The following is an 18,049-nucleotide window of genomic DNA, read 5'->3' as shown; positions in this document are numbered from 1 at the left end:
AGACGGAAAGACCCCGTGAACCTTTACTACAGCTTTGCACTGAACTTTGAGCCTATTTGTGTAGGATAGGTGGGAGGCTTTGAAGCAGCGACGCTAGTTGTTGTGGAGCCGTCCTTGAAATACCACCCTGGTATGTTTGAGGTTCTAACTCTGGTCCGTTATCCGGATCGAGGACAGTGTATGGTGGGTAGTTTGACTGGGGCGGTCTCCTCCCAAAGAGTAACGGAGGAGTACGAAGGTGCACTCAGCATGGTCGGAAATCATGCAATGAGCATAATGGTATAAGTGCGCTTGACTGCGAGACAGACATGTCGAGCAGGTACGAAAGTAGGTCATAGTGATCCGGTGGTTCTGTATGGAAGGGCCATCGCTCAACGGATAAAAGGTACTCCGGGGATAACAGGCTGATACCGCCCAAGAGTTCACATCGACGGCGGTGTTTGGCACCTCGATGTCGGCTCATCACATCCTGGGGCTGAAGCCGGTCCCAAGGGTATGGCTGTTCGCCATTTAAAGTGGTACGCGAGCTGGGTTTAGAACGTCGTGAGACAGTTCGGTCCCTATCTGCCGTGGGCGTTGGAGATTTGAGAAGAGTTGCTCCTAGTACGAGAGGACCGGAGTGAACGAACCTCTGGTGTTCCGGTTGTCACGCCAGTGGCATTGCCGGGTAGCTATGTTCGGACGGGATAACCGCTGAAAGCATCTAAGCGGGAAGCCTCCTTCAAGATAAGATCTCCCTGAGGCCTTGAGCCTCCTGAAGGGCCGTGGAAGACTACCACGTTGATAGGCTGGGTGTGGAAGCGTTGTGAGGCGTTGAGCTAACCAGTACTAATTGCCCGTGCGGCTTGACCATACAACAGAGATGGTTACTAACGACTAGCTAAGCTAGCGGATTGTGGAATGAAAGACACACAATGATCGCTTGCGGTGTATTACTACAGATTGTTTTACCGACTTATTTGGGGTTATCGCCGGTCAATAATATGACCGAGGCAAACAGCGATAACGCGGCAGGCCAAGCACTTTGCTTATAAGACCAATGCCAACCCAAGCCAGTTTGCCTGACGACAATAGAGTTGTGGAACCACCTGATCCCTTGCCGAACTCAGAAGTGAAACGCAACATCGCCGATGGTAGTGTGGGGTTTCCCCATGTGAGAGTAGGTCATCGTCAGGCTTTTAATCCGAAAAGGGCCACCCAACAGGGTGGCCCTTTTTTTATGGCTGAAAAAATATTTAAAAAAACAAAAAATAAAAAACTAAGAAAGGGAAAAAGAAAACCCTCGCAGGGAAGCCTGCGGAGGTTTTCTTTTTTGGAAACAGTGAAATATTTTGCTGCCTCGCAGCCCTGCGCCGAAGTTGCCAGTAGGGTGGCGAGCACTGCTTTCTATACAGTGTAGGTCAGCTGTAATTAAAGCTTGGTATTGGATTGGAGGTCGGTGCAGTCTTAAACCGGCGCAGCGGTTTATAGGTTTCTAATTCTCAAAAGGGCGGCCCAATAGGTTGCTCCTTTTAGTGTCTGAAAAAATATCGCTAAATATTTTTGCTACTATGTAGTGTCTGCATTGTGCTCTAGCTTGTTACGCTTAAGAGGTCTATAGGCTGGCGAGCAATGCTGTAGTTTCTAATAGGAAACCTCAAAGGCTGCTGTCATTTCAGCCTTCATAACGGCTCGATAAGAAGTTAGGTAATTTAGAGATCACTTTTTATGCCAACATTAAAGCTATAAACAAATGACATGTCGCTATTATTAAGCTCTTTCTCTAGAGCTGAATTAAAAGAAAATTTATTTTCTATAGAAGTGGGGATTTTTCTTTTGGTAATAAAGTGGCGCATACACAAGATACTGTTTTTACTAGCTGCTGAGTATATTGCGTTTAGTAGAGAAACAAAGCTGTCTTCATCAAGATAAGCAGAAACGTCAGAAATAGAAAACTTATCAATTTTACTTTTGGTGCCGTATAAATATTGCTCTAGAGGCGAATTTACCATTTCTATGGCTGTGTTATTTAGTGCCCCCTTTACTATTGGATAGTTATTTTTTTCTAAGTATAAGGGCATTCCATGTTCAGGGTTGTATTTCCCAGTTAGCAGGAATGTCATAAAGAAATTTTCAAGGACCAGGTGGTTCATTAGGGAGTGATCCATTCTGTCTAATAAATACTCGGGAATTGATACTTCTTGGGGAATGTGTTGATAGAATCCAGGGTCTTTAAGGAAAATTTGGAAGAAGTATTTGTTGGTAAGAAAGCGCAAAAATTTTTTCCATGCAGGGGTGTTCCATTTGTTTTTAACAAATTCACGCTGTTCTTCGATGTTGCTTAGGGTGGTGAGAGTTTTTATTTTCTTTGGCCGGATAGCTTTAATAATTACGCTAATTAGTTTGAAGTGTTTTTCGAAGGCCCCTTCATAAATAAAACCATTCTCAATCATTCTTTCGTTTTTGGACCAGAATAATTCTGCTTTTTTTGATAATAGGTGTTTTATTTTGTTGTAAACGTTTATCCTTTTCTTGCATGGGATGATCCCCGAGAAACCTAAAAATCCCTCATGGTTTAGCGCCTGTATTCCGGAAATTTTGAGTTCTAAAAGATAATTTTGGCAGGGGTTTAAGTCAATGGCAGTTATTTTTTTGGCTTGCCCAGTAAAAGACTTAAAACGCGATCTCCACCGCCAGTAACGCATAAAACACTATCGCTCTCATTAATATTTAGCGCCTTAAGTTCTGATCTAGAGTCTTCATTTGGCCCTGAGTAGCTGATCCTGTTTGCGTAATCGGAGAGCTGTATTTCATTAGGTTTGTTCATGGCGTGTTTAATTGGGTTACTTTAGTCGCTAACTTGTTTGGTTTAAAAAATAATCTACAACTTTGGTTAGATAGCTGTTGCTATTACACCATTGATTCTGAACCGGATGGCCTAGCACTTCTTGGCTGTTTACACTGGAAAACCTGAAGTCACTGTTTAAGAATGGTCCGTTTTGCATTCTGTTTATAATCTTAAGTAGACGTTTTTCCCTCTCAGAAAGGTTGCTTAATGAAGTGTGATTCTCTATAAATTGTCTTAAATCCAGCTTAAAGTAATTGCGATTAAATTTGATAAAGTTGTCGACTGTCATCGGATTGGAATCGGCAATATTAAAGTACTGATTTCTTGTGGCTTCATGTTTTTCTGAAATTTTTAATATTGCATCACAGCAGATGTCAACAGGTATGACATTAATAAAACAACCTGGAGTATATTTTAAGTGAATGGGGATTTCTACATGTTGCTTTTTTAGTCGGTTTAGCAGTTTCACATATTCATAGTACCCAGACTCAGAATTTGTGTACCCACTCACTGAGTCGCCTAGCACAATAGTTGGCCTATAGATGGTGTATTCCAGATTTTTTGACTCTGCTATTAAGTTCTCTGCTATATTTTTCGTGTAGTCGTATGCGTTGAAAAAATTGCCAGGGCGGTAGAGTACCTCATTTATGGCTATTCCGTTGGCATGAGCTTTACCGGCAATAAAAGCAGTTGATATTTGATTGAGTCGACATTTTGCTGTTACAGCAATGTCGATTAGTCGATTCACGCCGATAACATTGGTGTTAATGCTTTGTTGTAAATTACTATAGCTATAGTGCATGTCAGCAGCGCTGTTCCAAATGGAGCCAATATTTAGAGAGCATAGTTGTCTGTAAGATGCAGAAGATAGCCCGAGGTTTGGTTTGTTTAAATCACCTGATATTATTGTAAGTTGGTCAAAATTATTTTCCGAAAGTTTATAGCGAGGGTTGGCAAAACTATTTTTTTGTTTTAGTTTCTCGGCCCGATTGTTAGCATTATTTCTGGCAATTAGGACCACATTGAGTCCTTTTTGCAGAAGTCCCCATGTCAAATATTGACCTATAAAGCCAAATCCGCCGACAACGAGTTGTATTTCTTTTAGCCCTCGTATTTCAGATAGTTGCTTAAATATATGTTGGTCATGTTTCATCGGCTCATGAGAATTCGTCATAGTATTGAAATGGGAATGAATTCCGGAGGCAAAGGAGTATCCGCCTTTCTGAGGGTCTTCTTTACTCCTATGTATTTTTTATTGTGAAAATTGGGACATTGGTATACTGTGGGGTGTTTTTTAAGGGGGCATGCGATTAATACAAATAATCTGTCCATCTATTTCTAAAGCCAATAGGAGAGTAGTAAAATCAGATATTGGTAATAAACTACATTCTCATCACGGCGCTGCTATTAAACGTGATAGACGTATTCAAACTATGGGTTCTGAGTGAAGTACGTTTAAATCATTGTAGTCCATATAGATTGTTCGCCATAATTTGACTCCTGATCCCCTGTTCTGACTTTCCCCTTCATTAACGGTTCCGAGACCATTGTAGGTGGCTGGGATTTAATTGTCCGGCATAGCAGCCTCCTGTAGATGGTTCGGGGGTTCTTGTATATATAATTTTTTGGAAATAGTTATTTTTTGCATACTTCGAAACAATCTATCTGTTGAGTTGGTTTCTAACCTTTGCTCTCTGGATGTTAACGGCAAGTCCCTGTAGAGGAGCAGTACGCTCAGGGTCGAATAAGTTTGATTTGATTGCTTACGATTAGTCTGAGGTGAGATTTCTTTTCTGGTAAGGACGTTAACTTAGGTGCCAAAAATCTTGCCTGGTTCTCATTTTTTGAACACATTCTGAATAAAGCTTGCTGTAAGCGGCTGAAATGAGAATTGGTGAGTAAGATTGGTCAAAACCGGTAAAAGGAGAATTACCAGTGAATCGACTAAGGAATGTTATAGTAAAGTTAATGGCGTTGGGTATTTTGAGCCTAATGGGGGGTGTTCAAAGGATGCGGAAATAACAGTAGGAACTAAAGTACTTGATCAGCAACATATAGCTGCACGGATTGATGGCCAGGAGGTCAGCGTGAAGGCCTTGGATAAGGAGCTCCAGCTTGTGTTGTATGATATTGCTGAAATGGAGCATAAATTACGTCTCAACAAGCTGCATGAAATGATTGCCAAAACAGCAAAAGATGGTCAAGAAATAGAAGTTATGCTTCCCGTTCCAGAGCCACCACGGATAGATCTTGATTATGGCGGGCGCGCCGCTCGAGGAAATCCCGAAGCGCCTATAACAATTGCTGTGTTCTGCTCCTTTCAATCTCCCCACTGTAAATCCTTTCAGCCAACCTTGAGACGATTGTTGAGTGACTATTCTGGTTGGGTTCGCCAGGTAAATTTTGATTTTCCCCTTAAGTTTCATCGGGAGGGTATCAAAGCTGCTGTTTCGGCTAAGTGCGCTGGTGAGCACAATATTTTTTGGGAATATCACGACGCCTTATACGCAAAAACTCCAAACCTTGGTGAGAAGTCTTACTCCCAGACCGCAAGCAGTTTACTGATCGATGACAAGCAATTTAAAACCTGTATTGGAGATATGAATTATAAAGAAGTTGTTCTTGGGGATCAGGAAATTGCTTTAGGGCTTGGCCTTACAAATGTGCCGGTTGTTTTTATAAACGGTTTGTATCTAAAGGGCGCACGATCATTTGAGCAATATTCTTACTGGATAGAAAAGGAACTAATCAGGCTTGATATAGATCCTCAGCAAAAATATACATGGAAACAACAAAAAGATACTGAAAATCAATTACCTGTTACGGATCTACCTCTTGCCCTGGTAGGAGTTAGTGAATCGAGTATAGAGAATAAGTCCAAAGCTTTAATAGAAGTAAATGGGCAGAAGGCACAGAATTTTTCACTGGGGCAGTCTGTTCTTAAAGATGTCTTTCTGAAGCGTTTGAAAGGGCACTATGCCGTTATTGATAATCAGGGCTCCCTGGAGCGTCTGCTATTGCAAGGTGAAGAAGGTAATATTATCCCTTTAACTTTGTCCTATCAGCACGATGAGGAGCTGCGCAAACGTATTGAACAGCCTCAGGGAGAAAAGGGTAAAAAACTAATCGAGCCGGCTGGTGTGTTGACTCTTGGACAAGAGTGGTTGGCGAAGCAACTCGAACAACGAGAATTCTTGGAGGCTAAATTTATTGAGGCGGAGATGGAAGTTGAGGGCCACCATTTGATGCGCTTGGAGGGGGTGGCCAACAATGAGTTCTTTACTGCACTTGGATTCGAGGAAAACGATGTGCTGTTGAGGGTCAATGACAGTTGGGTCCACAGTGGCCAGAATGAGCTTTGGAGTGCTCTTACCAGTGGAAAAGTAATTGATGTCGCCTTTATGAGAAAAGGTTTGCCGCATAGATTGCAATATGTGGTTGAAGAGAATGGTTACTTTGATGAGGATTTGGGTAAGTGAATTGATTAGGGCCCGCGGTACTTTATTGCGGGCCCTGAATTTACCGAGCAGTAAAAGTTACTTATTTATCCGGATTTCCTTGCCACAGTAGGTCAGCGACAATATTTTGTCCTTGAATGCTTGGGTGGAAACAGTCTCCACCATCAATATCATCTTTATTAAACTGAAAAGTCCCGGCATTTAACTCATCCTCACCGGTATATTCAGCAACAACTTCTACCCCATTCATACCGTTGTAACTTTCTGCTTCCTCAGCAAGGATTTCATTATAACGTTGTTGGGCTGCGGCTATTCCGTTATAACGAGTAGCAAAGCTCTCTCCATTCATCGAGCCGCCATTTGTTGCAATTCGGCAAATTCCGAAAGTCGACCAGACACTCTCGCAATCTACGCGGGAATTACCGCTTTGCTTATCCAGACCAGCTGCCCGGAGATCGTGTACTCGTGGTACTGAGCCGAGTACTATCGTTGAGCCGTTAGGGAGACCATCGACTAATTTGTCCAGTCCAGCTTGAACTGCCGAGCGCCACTCGCTATCGGTGTAGAGTGGATCGTTACAGTTGGCTGGATCGACGCATTCCCGGTTACAGATGTCATTACCACCCAATACTACCTCGACATGGTCAGGTATATTACTCTGGGATAGAATCCGATCGGCTTGAGTGGAGAAATTGTCGCCTCCACTACGCATCTCAGCACCAGATTCCGCTGCGCTTTTATTGGCAGCCATATTGGGGTAGTTAACTTTATATTTATCGTGAACACTCTCCACTGAATTGTCGTCGCCGTCAAACCAGGAATGCTCGGGTTGGTCCCCGCCGAGAAGACAAAACAGGTCCCAGAAATACTTATTGCGGGTACAGTCTGCACCGAATGCCATGGTAATACTGTCACCCGCAGCAACTGACTTGGAGGGGGCTGCCATTGCTGGCTGTATCGACAAGATGCTCAAACAGAGCGTTACTAGAACTCCATATTTATTCAACATTGTATTTTCTCCCACACCGACTTTCGCCGTAAGTTGTTATCGTTTTATTCACTGCTCCGGTAAACGAGAAGGAGTGTAGGACGCACTCAGATATTGTGAGTGGTGAATGCTTGAGACCCTTTGGTCAGTTATCAATAAATTGAAGTCTGTTGGAGTTTTGTCGCCAAGAGCATTGATTACTTTATTGGCGTTTCAAAGCTTTAGTTTTTCTGGCACAGTTTTATGCTATCTGTTCTTCTTCTGGTGCTTCCACTATACTGCGCTCTACTTGTCGGAGTGCCTGTGGGCTGAGATCGCTGTTGCGAGATCCGTTGAACCTGATCGGGGTAACCCCCGCGTAGGGAACAAGATCTGAAGTCGCCTGTTTTGTTACAGCTTGGCGTCTTTTCTCTTTGTATGTGCCCTGGATGCTGCGACCTTTAAATTCCCAAGTTTTAAGGTTACGCATGTCTGAGATCATTGAACAATCCGGTAAAGCCGGAAAGTCCTCCCGCGCTGCCAGTCGCGATTCCGCTAAAGAATTTCTTGAGAATCTCACGGTTCAGTCTTTCCCTAACTCGAGCAAGGTGTATTTGCCCGGTGAAACTGCCGACATCCAGGTTGGTGCTCGTCAGATCTGTCTGGGAGATAGTTTGGTAGGGGGGATGCAGAGAATCCGGTGTTTGAACCCAATGAGCCCCTCACCATTTACGACACTTCGGGCCCCTATTCCGAGCCCAATTTTAAAGTGGACGTACGGGAAGGGCTGCCCAAATTGCGCCAGGGCTGGATAGAGGCCCGCAGAGATACTGAACTGCTGGACTCTCGCCAAGCGGCCTACAGCCAGAAGCGTATGGCGGACCAGGGGTTGGATCATATCCGCTTTGAAAACCTTCCCAGCCCTCGCCGGGCCAAACTGGGACAGAATGTATCTCAGATGCACTATGCCCGCCGCGGCATTATTACCCCAGAGATGGAATTTATCGCTGTGCGCGAAAATATGGGGCGAGCCAAGTTGGCAGCGGAAATGAGTGAAAGTGAATACCAGAAGGCACGTGATGGTATTTACATCCCCAAGCAAATCACGCCGGAATTTGTGCGCCGGGAAGTTGCAGAAGGGCGGGCAATTATCCCGGCGAATATTAATCACCCGGAAGTGGAGCCGATGATTATCGGGCGCAACTTCCTGTGCAAGGTGAATGCAAATATTGGTAATTCGGCTGTGACTTCTTCCATTGAAGAGGAAGTGGAGAAACTGGTTTGGTCTACCAAGTGGGGCGCGGACACGGTGATGGATCTGTCTACCGGTGCCAATATCCACGAAACCCGCGAGTGGATTCTGCGAAACTCGCCAGTGCCCATCGGTACTGTGCCGATTTACCAGGCGCTGGAGAAAGTAAACGGAATTGCTGAAGATCTTTACTGGGATGTGTTCCGCGACACCTTGATTGAGCAGGCGGAGCAGGGGGTGGATTACTTCACTATTCATGCTGGCGTGCTTTTGCGCTATGTGCCGCTCACTGCCAAACGTATGACCGGGATTGTCTCTCGCGGTGGTTCCATTATGGCCAAATGGTGTCTCGCCCATCACCAAGAGAATTTCCTCTATACCCACTTCGAGGAAATCTGCGAGATTATGAAGGCTTACGATGTGAGCTTTAGTCTCGGTGATGGCCTGCGCCCGGGCTCCATTGCAGATGCTAACGATGAAGCCCAGTTTGGCGAGCTGCACACGCTTGGCGAGCTGACTGAAATTGCCTGGAAGCACGATGTTCAGACGATGATCGAAGGCCCCGGCCATGTGGCTATCCATAAGATCAAAGAAAATATGGATGAGCAGCTGAAGCACTGCCACGGCGCACCTTTTTACACTCTAGGTCCATTGACCACCGATATTGCTCCCGGCTACGACCACATTACTTCCGGCATCGGCGCTGCACTTATCGGCACTTACGGTTGCGCCATGCTCTGCTATGTGACCCCCAAAGAGCACCTGGGCCTACCCAATAAAGAGGATGTTAAAGAGGGCCTTATGGCCTATAAGATTGCGGCTCATGCCGCAGACTTGGCCAAAGGGCATCCGCGGGCACAGAAGCGCGATGACGCCCTGTCAAAAGCCCGCTTTGAATTCCGTTGGGAAGACCAGTTCAATCTCGGTTTGGACCCGGAGCGGGCACGCACCTATCACGATGAAACCTTGCCAAAGGAATCCGGCAAGGTAGCTCACTTCTGCTCCATGTGCGGCCCGAAATTCTGCTCCATGAAAATTACCCAGGATGTGCGCGATTATGCGGCCAAGCAGGAAGCGGCACAGGGCATGGAGGAAATGTCGATTAAATTTAAGGACATGGGTAGCGAGATTTATCACAAGGGCTAATGAGTATTTTGGGGGAGAGTCCTCTCCCCCAAGAATCGGATAGCAAAAGTACGGCGAGTGCATAGCGCATATCGCTGGGTGTCGATTTGGATTTGCGAAGATAGGTGGTCTGTGACAAGCGAAACCAAAGCCAAAGTAGCTATTGCCGGTGGCGGCCTGTTAGGTCGCTTGCTCGCCTGGCGGCTCTGCCAACGGGAACTGGATATTACCCTGTTTGAAGCGGGTGATCTGTCGGCACCAGTCGGGGGAGCTTGCTGGACGGCAGCGGGAATGATCTCACCACTATCGGAATTGGTGCACAGCGATAAACAAGTTTACAACCTGGGGCTGAAAAGCCTTGAGATTTGGTCTGAGTGGGCCCGGCAGCTGGAGGAGCAGAGCGGGCAGGACGTGGAATACCGCAGGGCGGGCTCAGTACTGGTTGCTCACGGCAAGGATAAAAGTGAGCTGCTGCAATTCCTGCGGGAGTTACAGGGTAAGTTGGGTGAATCTGCCAGGGAGCAGGTGGAGCCACTCGATAGCAGTACTTTAGCGAAATTAGAGCCCTCCTTACATGGCTTTGAACAGGGGCTTTACTTACGAGGTGAGGCGGATATCAATAATCACCGCTTATTGCCTGCGTTACTTAGCGTATTGCACCGAGGAGCTGTCACTCTGCGAGAGCACAGCAAGGTAAATTGCGAAGCCGGGTATATCTCTGTGAACTCGGAGCGCGAACAATTTGATTGCGTGATCGACTGCCGTGGTCTCGGTGCCAAGGGGCAGATTGAAGGCTTACGCGGTGTCCGTGGTGAGGTGATGGTGGTGGAATCCCGGGAAGTGGTTTTGCAGCGTCCAGTGCGCCTGCTCCACCCGCGCTATAAGCTCTACGCTGTACCACGCAGCGATGGACGCACAGTAATTGGTGCTACGGAAATTGAGAGCGAAGACCAGTCGCCCATTTCCGTGCGCTCCAGCATGGAGTTGTCTTCCGCGCTTTACTCCCTCAACCCGGCTTTTGCCGAGGCTCGTATTGTAGAGACCCGCGTAAATTGTCGCCCCGCCACTATGGATAATATGCCTTATATCCACAGCGAGGATGGGCTGATTAGGGTGAACGGCCTTTACCGTCACGGTTATCTTTTAGCGCCGGCAGTAGTGGAGCAAGTGGAGAATCAAGTGGCACAACAACTGTTACAGGTGGTTTGATGCAGGTACTAATTAATGGGGAAACACAAAGCCTTGAATCCCCGCTAAAACTCTCTGCGCTTTTACAGCAGCTTGGCTATCGCGGAGAAACGTTTGCCGTTGCGATCAACGGTGGATTTATTCCCCGTACGGAATATAGCAATACACAGATAAATAACGGCGATAGCCTGGATATTGTTGTTCCGGTAGTGGGGGGTAAAGGTGAGCGATCTATTAACACTTTACGGAAAAACATTTAACAGCCGGCTTTTGGTGGGCACCGCCCTGTATCCCTCCCCAGCGATTATGCGCGAATCCGTGCAAGCCTCAGCTTCGGAAATTATTACTTTGTCTCTGCGCCGGCAAAATCCGGCACAGCAGCAGGACAATCGATTTTGGGATTATGTTCGCGAGTCCGGCTGTCAGCTGTTGCCTAATACCGCCGGTTGTAAATCGCCGCGAGAAGCGGTGGAGCTGGCAAAAATGTCCCAGGAAATTTTCCAGACCGATTGGCTCAAGCTGGAAGTGATTGGTGATGATTACAATTTGCAGCCAGACCCCTTTGGTCTGGTAGAAGCTGCGCGGGAATTAATTCAGTTAGGCTTCAAGGTTTTGCCTTATTGCACAGATGACCTGGTTCTGTGTCGAAAACTTTTGGATGTGGGTTGCGAGGTATTAATGCCCTGGGGGGCTCCCATCGGTACCGGGCAGGGACTGCTCAATAAATATAACCTGCAAACACTCCGCGAGCGCCTGAGTGATGTACCGCTTATTATTGACGCCGGAATCGGTGCGCCATCACAGGCGGCAGAAGCACTGGAGATGGGCTTTGATGCGGTGTTATTGAATACCGCGATTGCAAAAGCCCAGGATCCGGTACTGATGGCTAATGCTTTTAAACTGGCTGTGGAATCCGGGCGCGCCGCCTTTAATGCCGGCTTGATGCTCAGGCGTCAAACTGCCAGTCCCAGCACCCCCACCCTGGATATGCCTTTCTGGCAGCAGGCAGAGAGCATATTGCAGGATTAGTATTTTTATGCGCGATCAACTCCAATTGAAAAAGCCAATTGTCTGGACCATTGCCGGCAGTGACTCCGGCGGTGGCGCCGGCATTCAGGCGGACCTGCTGACTTTTGCCGACCTCGGCTGCCATGGTTGCAGTGCTATCACGGCCAATACTGCACAGAATACGGTAGAAGTAACTGCAATTAATGCAGTTTCCCTAGAGGTCTTGGGTTCTCAGTTACAGGCTTTACAGCGGGATCTATTTCCTGCCGCAATTAAAATCGGTCTGCTAGCGAATGCTGAACAAGTGGTTGCGGTGGCAGATTTTCTGCGCCAGCTGAAAGCGGTGCAGCCGGTTCCGGTTATTTACGACCCGGTTGCTGTTGCTACCAACGGAGCCGGGCTCACCGAAGGGAATATTACCGCAACGGTGTTGGCTCAGTTGATGCCACAGTGTGATCTGGTCACTCCCAATTTACATGAATTGGAATGGCTTACCGGAGCCAGTGTCACGGTTGCGGAATCTATTGTGCAAGCTGCGCGTCAGTTGCACGCCCACGGCGGTACCGCTATTTTGGTTACCGGCGGCCATACGCAATTGCGTGCGGGAGAAGTTTCCGACTTACTGTGGGATGGTGAAAAGGTCGATTGGTTTATTGGCCGGGAAGTGTCCAGTACAGGCACACATGGCACTGGCTGCACCCTGTCCTCCGCTATTGCCGCTTGCCGCGCTTTGGGCTACCCGTTGCGAGATGCCTGCGTTGTGGGTAAAGCCTATATACAGCGGGGCTTGCGCCGGGGAAATAATGCACATATCGGCGCTGGTGCTGGACCTGTAGGCCACTGTGGCTGGCCCCTGGATTTCATCGACTTCCCTGAGATTTTGGTGCCGGGAGAAGAGCGTGTGCTGGATTATGGCTTTGGTGCAGCCCCGCCTCTTGTTCAAGGGTTTGCCCAAACAGACTCTCAAGCATTGGGTTTATATCCGGTTGTGGATACAGTGGAGTGGTTGCAGCGCCTGGCTGAGCTGGGGGTGCGTACTTTACAGCTGCGAATAAAGAATCCGGGTGGGGACCTGCGCGCACAGATTGAGAGGGCAGTGGCTATTGGCAGGACGTATAACCTGCGCCTGTTTATCAATGATTACTGGCAGTTGGCGATTGAGTGCGGCGCCTACGGCGTGCATTTGGGCCAGGAGGATTTGCAATCTGCTGATCTGAGGGCAATTCAAGCGGCAGGATTGAAGCTGGGTATCAGTACCCACGGCTTCTATGAATTACTGTTGGCCTACCGTTATCGCCCCAGCTACTTGGCCATTGGTGCAATTTATGCGACCAACACCAAGGATATGTCGGATCAGTTGCAGGGCGTGCAGAAACTTGCGCGAATGGCCGCGCTATTGCCCGATTATCCACTTGTGGCAATTGGTGGTATTAATATGCAACGGGCCGGTGAGGTTATCGCTAGTGGCGTTGGCAGTATCGCCGTGGTCAGCGCTATTACTAAAGCAAAAGATTACAAGCAGGTGGTTGCCGATTTTAATGTCCTGTTGAAAGGTAAGCGTGCGGAAGTAGAGCCATGTTAAGTAGTAAGGAATTACAGCGTTACAGTCGCCAGATAATGTTGCCCCAGGTGGGTGAAGAGGGACAGAAAAAGCTGTCTTCTGCGCGAATTCTGATTGTTGGCTTAGGTGGGCTCGGCAGCCCGGCAGCGATGTATCTGGCCGCAGCCGGTATTGGAGAGCTGCACCTGGTAGACGGTGATCATATCGATCTCTCCAATTTACAGCGCCAGGTTTTGTACAAAACCAATCACCAGGGAAAATCCAAAGCCATGGTGGCTGCACAACAATTGGCTGCAGCCAATCCAACTATTCGCATTCACCCCCACAGCCAAATGGCGAATGAATCCTGGCTGCGTGAGCAGGTAAAGCAGTTGGATCTGGTGTTGGACTGCACCGATAACCTGGAAATCCGCCATACAATCAACCGGGTTTGTTATCAGGCAGGGTGTCCGGTGGTAATGGCATCGGTGCAGGGGTTTTCCGGCCAGCTGATTAGTTTTGATTTTTCTGAAAGAAAAGGTCCCTGTTATGCCTGCCTGTTTCCGCCCCAGGAGCAGGCAGAAGTCCAGAATTGCTCTACAGCAGGTGTGATCGGCCCTGCGCTGGGGGTAGTTGGCAGCATGCAGGCTCTGGAGGCCATGAAATACCTGGTGGATTTGCCGGTATCGAGCTTGAATAAATTGCACTTAATCGAGACGGAAACCTTAGCTCTGCAAACTTTGCAGCTGCCGAGCCATAGTAATTGCCCGGTTTGTAGTGCCTGATTTCTTGTGTTGCCAACAGGGGGCTCGATAAATAGTTTTGTTTGGAGAGTCCCTTATTGGCAATGTCTTGTCGCAAAATTTTCCTCCAATAGCCGGGTTAAAATTCACGCCATTTTTGTACCTTATAAATCTTACTTGTCTATATAAATAAGCTATTGGCTCGATAGCTTGTGAGAAGTGAATAAAGGTACCAAAATGGCCTTATAACCATTTCGGTGACAACAGTTTTTGGAAGAGGGATTTGTATTATGAAAAAAATCGATATTGGTATCAGTGAAAAGGATCGGGAAAAGATTGCTGCCGGTTTGAAACATTTGTTGGCAGATAGCTACACCCTTTACCTGCAAACCCACAACTTCCACTGGAATGTTACTGGGCCTCTGTTCCGCGAATTACACCTGATGTTTGAAGAGCATTACACCGAGCTGGCCACTGCGGTGGATGATATTGCCGAGCGCATTCGTACCCTCGGGGTTTCCGCTCCCGGCACTTACCAGGCTTTTGCTCAACTCAGCTCCATCAAAGAAGTTGTTGAGGTACCACCGGCGGAAGAAATGGTAAAAATTCTCACTAAAGGGCATGAGCAGGTGATCAAAACCTGTCGTGAAGTTTTAAAAGATGCCCAGGCGGGAGAAGATGAATCCACAGTTGCCCTGGTATCTGATCGTATGAGAGTTCACGAGAAAACGGCTTGGATGCTGCGCGCAACCAGCAGCCACTAGTCGCTCAAATAAGTAGAGGCACTTTTATAGACCTCAACCAGTAATCGCGGATAAAAACGCGGTTGCTGGTGCCGACAAGGTGCCTCGGCTCTTTAATAATATCCCCACCTCCTGACTCACTACTGGCGCCGATAGCGGCAGGCATTCCAACCCATATTCCCGAACCTGTGTTTCGCACAAGCTCGGTACTGCACTAATGCCCATTCCCGCACGTACTAACTGGCCGATTGTGCTTAATTGATTAGCTTCGCAGATATAGTGAACGCCTTTGCCACTTTGCCCGAAGGCCTCATCGGTCCAGCGCCTCACCGCTGAGCCGCGGTTCATTGCAATAAAAGGAAAACCGGCCAGGTCACTCCAGCGCACTTTTCCTTTTTCGCTGAGGGGGTGCTGGGGTGGTATGACTGCGATAAAACGATCCCGGTGTAGGGGCACAAACTCAAGCCCACCTAAATCCTCGGGGCGAAAACTGATGCCCAGCTCTGCCCGGCCATCCTGCACCGCTTGGGTTACTCGTTCCATCACCACATCTTCCAACAGGATATTGATTTGTGGGTGCTGGCGGTGAAAATTGGCTAATAATTGGGGGAGTTGGTTGAGCGCATAGGCGGGAATTACTGCCAGGCGCAACTGCCCACGCTCCAGACGAAAGGCCTGCTGTACCGCATCCAGGGATTGATCCCAGTTGTGCAGTAGTTGTTCGGCGCGGGAGAGGAATTCCTCGCCCTCCGGGGTGAGAGTGAGTTGGCGGGCTTCTCGACTGAAAAGCGGGCCGCCAGTCGCATCCTCCAGATTGCGGATGGCAATGGACAGGGCTGGCTGGGAAGTGTGCAGCTGAGCGCTGGCCTGGGCCAGACTGCGGCTGCGGGCCACTGTGACAAAGGCGCGTAGTTGTTTGATCGTGGCACTCACAGCGGCTACTTCCTGGGGAATTGATAGATTTGGCTATGTTAACTTTTATTTAACAAATCTAAAAAAGATTAAAATAGTTTTAAGTGGTGGGGCAGGGCATGATTGCTCCCCTTGTGCCCGAGAGGGCGATTCGAAAACACAATAATGAGCTACAAGGTCTGTTGAAATGAAGGACAACTCCCAACCGCTCTGGCAACCCAGCGCAGAGGCTATTGCCGCCACCCAGATGGATGAATTTCGTCGCAGGGTCAACCAGCAATACCAGCTGGATCTCAATGATTACGCGGCCTTATACCAGTGGTCAGTAGATAATCGCGAAGCTTTCTGGCGGGAGTTGTGGGATTACACCGGAGTTATTGCTGCAGATAAGGGTGATGAGACACTCGGTAACGATTCCATGCCCGGTGCGCAGTGGTTTCCACAGGCACGCCTGAACTTTGCTGAGAACCTGCTGCGATATCGCGATGACAAGGCTGCCCTGGTCGAGCGCCTGGAGAACGGTAGCCGCCGCGAGCTGAGCTACAAGGAGCTGTACGATCGGGTGGAGCGCCTGTCAGCGGCCCTCGTTGCCCAAGGCGTTGTTGAGGGAGATCGGGTAGCGGGCTTTATGCCCAATGTGATCGATACCGTAGTAGCCATGTTGGCCACCACGAGCCTCGGTGCTATCTGGACCTCCTGCTCACCAGACTTTGGTATCAATGGAGTATTTGACCGCTTTGGCCAGGTGCAGCCGAAAGTGCTATTTGCCTGTGAAGGATACTTCTATAACGGTAAGGTTATTGATTCATTGCCGCGTCTGCGCGAGATCATGCAGCGAATCGAATCCATAGAAACTTTGGTAGTGGTACCGGTTGCGCGCTCAGAAGAGGAAACTGCTCAGGTACTAGCGGCAGAGCCGCTGGGTAAGGCGGTACTACTGCAAGCTTTTGAAGCTGCGGCGCCCGCTCGCGAACTCTCCTTTGTACAAACAGAATTTAATCACCCCCTGTACATCATGTACTCCTCAGGTACTACTGGTGTACCCAAGTGCATCGTCCACGGAGTGGGGGCACTTTGCTCCAGCACCTGAAGGAGCATCGCTTGCATGGCGATCTGCGCCGTGAGGATACACTTTTCTACTTCACCACCTGTGGCTGGATGATGTGGAACTGGCTGGTGAGTGGCCTGGCTTGTGGGGCGACTCTAGTGCTGTTTGATGGCTCACCTTTCTACCCTTCATCCCAAAGTCTATGGGATATGACCGATGAAGAGGGAATCAGTGTGTTTGGCACCAGTGCCAAATATATTGCTGCGCTGGAGAAGAGTGGCTGCAAACCCCGGGAGACCCACAAACTGGTGAACTTGCGTGCGGTGCTCTCCACAGGCTCTCCGCTGGCCCACGAAGGCTTCCGCTATGTCTACAGAGATATAAAAGCAGATCTCTGCTTATCCTCTATTTCCGGCGGCACCGATATTGTGTCTTGCTTTGCCCTTGGCAACCCAACTCTACCGGTCTATGCCGGTGAATTGCAGTGTCGTGGCTTGGGTATGGCGGTGGAAGTCTGGAATGATACAGGCAGTGCAGTGGTTGAAGAGAAAGGGGAGCTGGTTTGCTCCAAATCCTTCCCCTGTATGCCGGTTGGCTTCTGGAACGATCCAGATGGAGCCAAGTACCGCGGTGCTTATTTTGAAAATTGGCCTGGTGTTTGGGCGCATGGGGACTATGCCGAGATTACGACACACGGTGGTGTTGTGATCTATGGCCGCTCCGATGCAGTACTTAATCCCGGCGGTGTGCGTATCGGAACCGCAGAGATTTACCGCCAGGTGGAGAAAGTCGAGGAGGTGCTCGATAGTATCTGTATCGGCCAGCCCTGGCACGACGATGTACGGGTAGTGCTGTTTGTAGTATTGCGAGAGGGTGTTGTACTGGACGAGGATCTGACCCAGAAAATCCGCTCCACGATTCGCGCCAATACCACGCCTCGCCATGTGCCGGCCAAGGTGATCCAGGTGGCGGATATTCCTAAAACTATCAGCGGTAAGATTGTGGAACTGGCTGTGCGCAATGTGGTGGAGGGTAAACCGGTTAAAAATAAGGAGGCCCTGGCCAACCCTGAAGCCTTATCGTTATTTGAAAAGCTGCCGGAGTTGGCAGAGGAGTAAGTTAGGGAGCCTCTGAACAACTCCGTGATACCTCTGGCATGCAGAGCGGTTCACAATCAAGGCGCGGCTTCGCAGGAATGTCTAGACCTTTCAAGAGGTCGCAACGCGGAGTGTGGATCG

General features: G+C 48.5%; 13 protein-coding genes, 2 rRNA genes, 2 pseudogenes and 1 riboswitch (1 of these 18 running past the window's edge). Of the genes and pseudogenes, 13 read left to right on the top strand and 4 right to left on the bottom strand.

What is annotated here, in order from left to right; genetic code table 11:
* The 3 genes from P0078_RS07105 to P0078_RS07095 all read left to right on the top strand — a co-directional run.
* A 23S ribosomal RNA gene (locus P0078_RS07105) occupies positions 1-853 on the top strand; it begins 2,028 nt to the left of the window's first position.
* Positions 854-1,060: 207 nt separating this feature from the next.
* A 5S ribosomal RNA gene (gene rrf / locus P0078_RS07100) occupies positions 1,061-1,176 on the top strand.
* Positions 1,177-1,219: 43 nt separating this feature from the next.
* Positions 1,220-1,399, top strand: a complete 180-nt coding sequence (locus tag P0078_RS07095) for a hypothetical protein (RefSeq protein ID WP_282933746.1) — start codon at positions 1,220-1,222, stop codon at positions 1,397-1,399.
* A 292-nt stretch (positions 1,400-1,691) separates the two neighbouring features.
* Here the strand turns inward: P0078_RS07095 and P0078_RS07090 are convergent.
* Positions 1,692-2,806, bottom strand: a pseudogene (locus tag P0078_RS07090) (DUF3419 family protein).
* 28 nt (positions 2,807-2,834) lie between these two features.
* Complete coding sequence (locus P0078_RS07085) at positions 2,835-3,980, bottom strand: SDR family oxidoreductase (protein WP_282933744.1); 1,146 nt, start codon at positions 3,978-3,980, stop codon at positions 2,835-2,837.
* A gap of 751 nt (positions 3,981-4,731) precedes the next feature.
* On the opposite strand from P0078_RS07085, the gene P0078_RS07080 reads away from it, so the two are divergent.
* Positions 4,732-6,306 (top strand): thioredoxin domain-containing protein, encoded by a 1,575-nt coding sequence (locus tag P0078_RS07080; protein WP_282933743.1) that lies wholly within the window; start codon positions 4,732-4,734, stop codon positions 6,304-6,306.
* 61 nt (positions 6,307-6,367) lie between these two features.
* Here the strand turns inward: P0078_RS07080 and P0078_RS07075 are convergent, their stop codons facing one another.
* Positions 6,368-7,294 carry an SGNH/GDSL hydrolase family protein gene (locus tag P0078_RS07075; RefSeq protein ID WP_282933742.1) on the bottom strand — a complete coding sequence of 309 codons (927 nt, stop codon included), beginning with the start codon at positions 7,292-7,294 and terminating at the stop codon, positions 6,368-6,370.
* A 262-nt stretch (positions 7,295-7,556) separates the two neighbouring features.
* Positions 7,557-7,655: riboswitch (TPP riboswitch) on the top strand.
* 85 nt (positions 7,656-7,740) lie between these two features.
* Here P0078_RS07075 and thiC point away from each other — a divergent pair.
* The 7 genes and pseudogenes from thiC (at position 7,741) to P0078_RS07040 (ending at position 14,872) form a co-directional block, all read left to right on the top strand.
* Positions 7,741-9,650: pseudogene (thiC, locus tag P0078_RS07070) on the top strand (phosphomethylpyrimidine synthase ThiC).
* Positions 9,651-9,761: 111 nt separating this feature from the next.
* Positions 9,762-10,838, top strand: a complete 1,077-nt coding sequence (thiO, locus tag P0078_RS07065) for a glycine oxidase ThiO (RefSeq protein ID WP_282933741.1) — start codon at positions 9,762-9,764, stop codon at positions 10,836-10,838.
* Positions 10,838-11,077 carry a sulfur carrier protein ThiS gene (gene thiS, locus P0078_RS07060; RefSeq protein WP_282933740.1) on the top strand — a complete coding sequence of 80 codons (240 nt, stop codon included), beginning with the start codon at positions 10,838-10,840 and terminating at the stop codon, positions 11,075-11,077. Before thiO ends, thiS begins: the two co-directional genes overlap by 1 nt.
* Complete coding sequence (locus tag P0078_RS07055) at positions 11,040-11,846, top strand: thiazole synthase (protein ID WP_282933739.1); 807 nt, start codon at positions 11,040-11,042, stop codon at positions 11,844-11,846. Before thiS ends, P0078_RS07055 begins: the two co-directional genes overlap by 38 nt.
* A 7-nt stretch (positions 11,847-11,853) precedes the next feature.
* Entirely contained in the window at positions 11,854-13,407 is a 1,554-nt protein-coding gene (gene thiE, locus P0078_RS07050) for a thiamine phosphate synthase (RefSeq protein WP_282933738.1), read from the top strand.
* Positions 13,401-14,150, top strand: a complete 750-nt coding sequence (locus tag P0078_RS07045) for a HesA/MoeB/ThiF family protein (RefSeq protein ID WP_282933737.1) — start codon at positions 13,401-13,403, stop codon at positions 14,148-14,150. The genes thiE and P0078_RS07045 overlap by 7 nt, the downstream gene beginning before the upstream one ends.
* A 248-nt stretch (positions 14,151-14,398) precedes the next feature.
* Positions 14,399-14,872, top strand: coding sequence for a Dps family protein (locus P0078_RS07040; protein WP_108734073.1), 474 nt, complete (start codon positions 14,399-14,401; stop codon positions 14,870-14,872).
* A 33-nt stretch (positions 14,873-14,905) separates the two neighbouring features.
* Here P0078_RS07040 and P0078_RS07035 read toward each other — a convergent pair whose 3' ends face one another.
* Positions 14,906-15,784 (bottom strand): LysR family transcriptional regulator, encoded by an 879-nt coding sequence (locus P0078_RS07035; RefSeq protein WP_282933736.1) that lies wholly within the window; start codon positions 15,782-15,784, stop codon positions 14,906-14,908.
* 166 nt (positions 15,785-15,950) lie between these two features.
* On the opposite strand from P0078_RS07035, the gene P0078_RS24520 reads away from it, so the two are divergent.
* Both P0078_RS24520 and P0078_RS24515 read left to right on the top strand, forming a co-directional pair.
* Positions 15,951-16,853 carry an AMP-binding protein gene (locus P0078_RS24520; protein WP_353057053.1) on the top strand — a complete coding sequence of 301 codons (903 nt, stop codon included), beginning with the start codon at positions 15,951-15,953 and terminating at the stop codon, positions 16,851-16,853.
* Entirely contained in the window at positions 16,838-17,929 is a 1,092-nt protein-coding gene (locus P0078_RS24515) for an acetoacetate--CoA ligase (protein ID WP_353057052.1), read from the top strand. The genes P0078_RS24520 and P0078_RS24515 overlap by 16 nt, the downstream gene beginning before the upstream one ends.
* Positions 17,930-18,049: the final 120 nt, after the last annotated feature.

The organism is Microbulbifer sp. VAAF005 (assembly GCF_030012985.1).
GTDB lineage: Bacteria > Pseudomonadota > Gammaproteobacteria > Pseudomonadales > Cellvibrionaceae > Microbulbifer.
The sequence above is the reverse complement of the archived record's forward strand: the minus strand, read 5'-3'. Positions and strand labels throughout refer to the sequence as shown.

Bases quoted from the DNA above. Each gene is read 5' to 3' on its own strand.
- P0078_RS07095 (WP_282933746.1), top strand. From the start codon at position 1,220: ATGGCTGAAAAAATATTTAAAAAAACAAAAAATAAAAAACTAAGAAAG.
- P0078_RS07085 (WP_282933744.1), bottom strand. From the start codon at position 3,980: ATGAAACATGACCAACATATATTTAAGCAACTATCTGAAATACGAGGG.
- P0078_RS07075 (WP_282933742.1), bottom strand. From the start codon at position 7,294: ATGTTGAATAAATATGGAGTTCTAGTAACGCTCTGTTTGAGCATCTTG.
- thiS (WP_282933740.1), top strand. From the start codon at position 10,838: ATGCAGGTACTAATTAATGGGGAAACACAAAGCCTTGAATCCCCGCTA.
- thiE (WP_282933738.1), top strand. From the start codon at position 11,854: ATGCGCGATCAACTCCAATTGAAAAAGCCAATTGTCTGGACCATTGCC.
- P0078_RS07045 (WP_282933737.1), top strand. From the start codon at position 13,401: ATGTTAAGTAGTAAGGAATTACAGCGTTACAGTCGCCAGATAATGTTG.
- P0078_RS07040 (WP_108734073.1), top strand. From the start codon at position 14,399: ATGAAAAAAATCGATATTGGTATCAGTGAAAAGGATCGGGAAAAGATT.
- P0078_RS24520 (WP_353057053.1), top strand. From the start codon at position 15,951: ATGAAGGACAACTCCCAACCGCTCTGGCAACCCAGCGCAGAGGCTATT.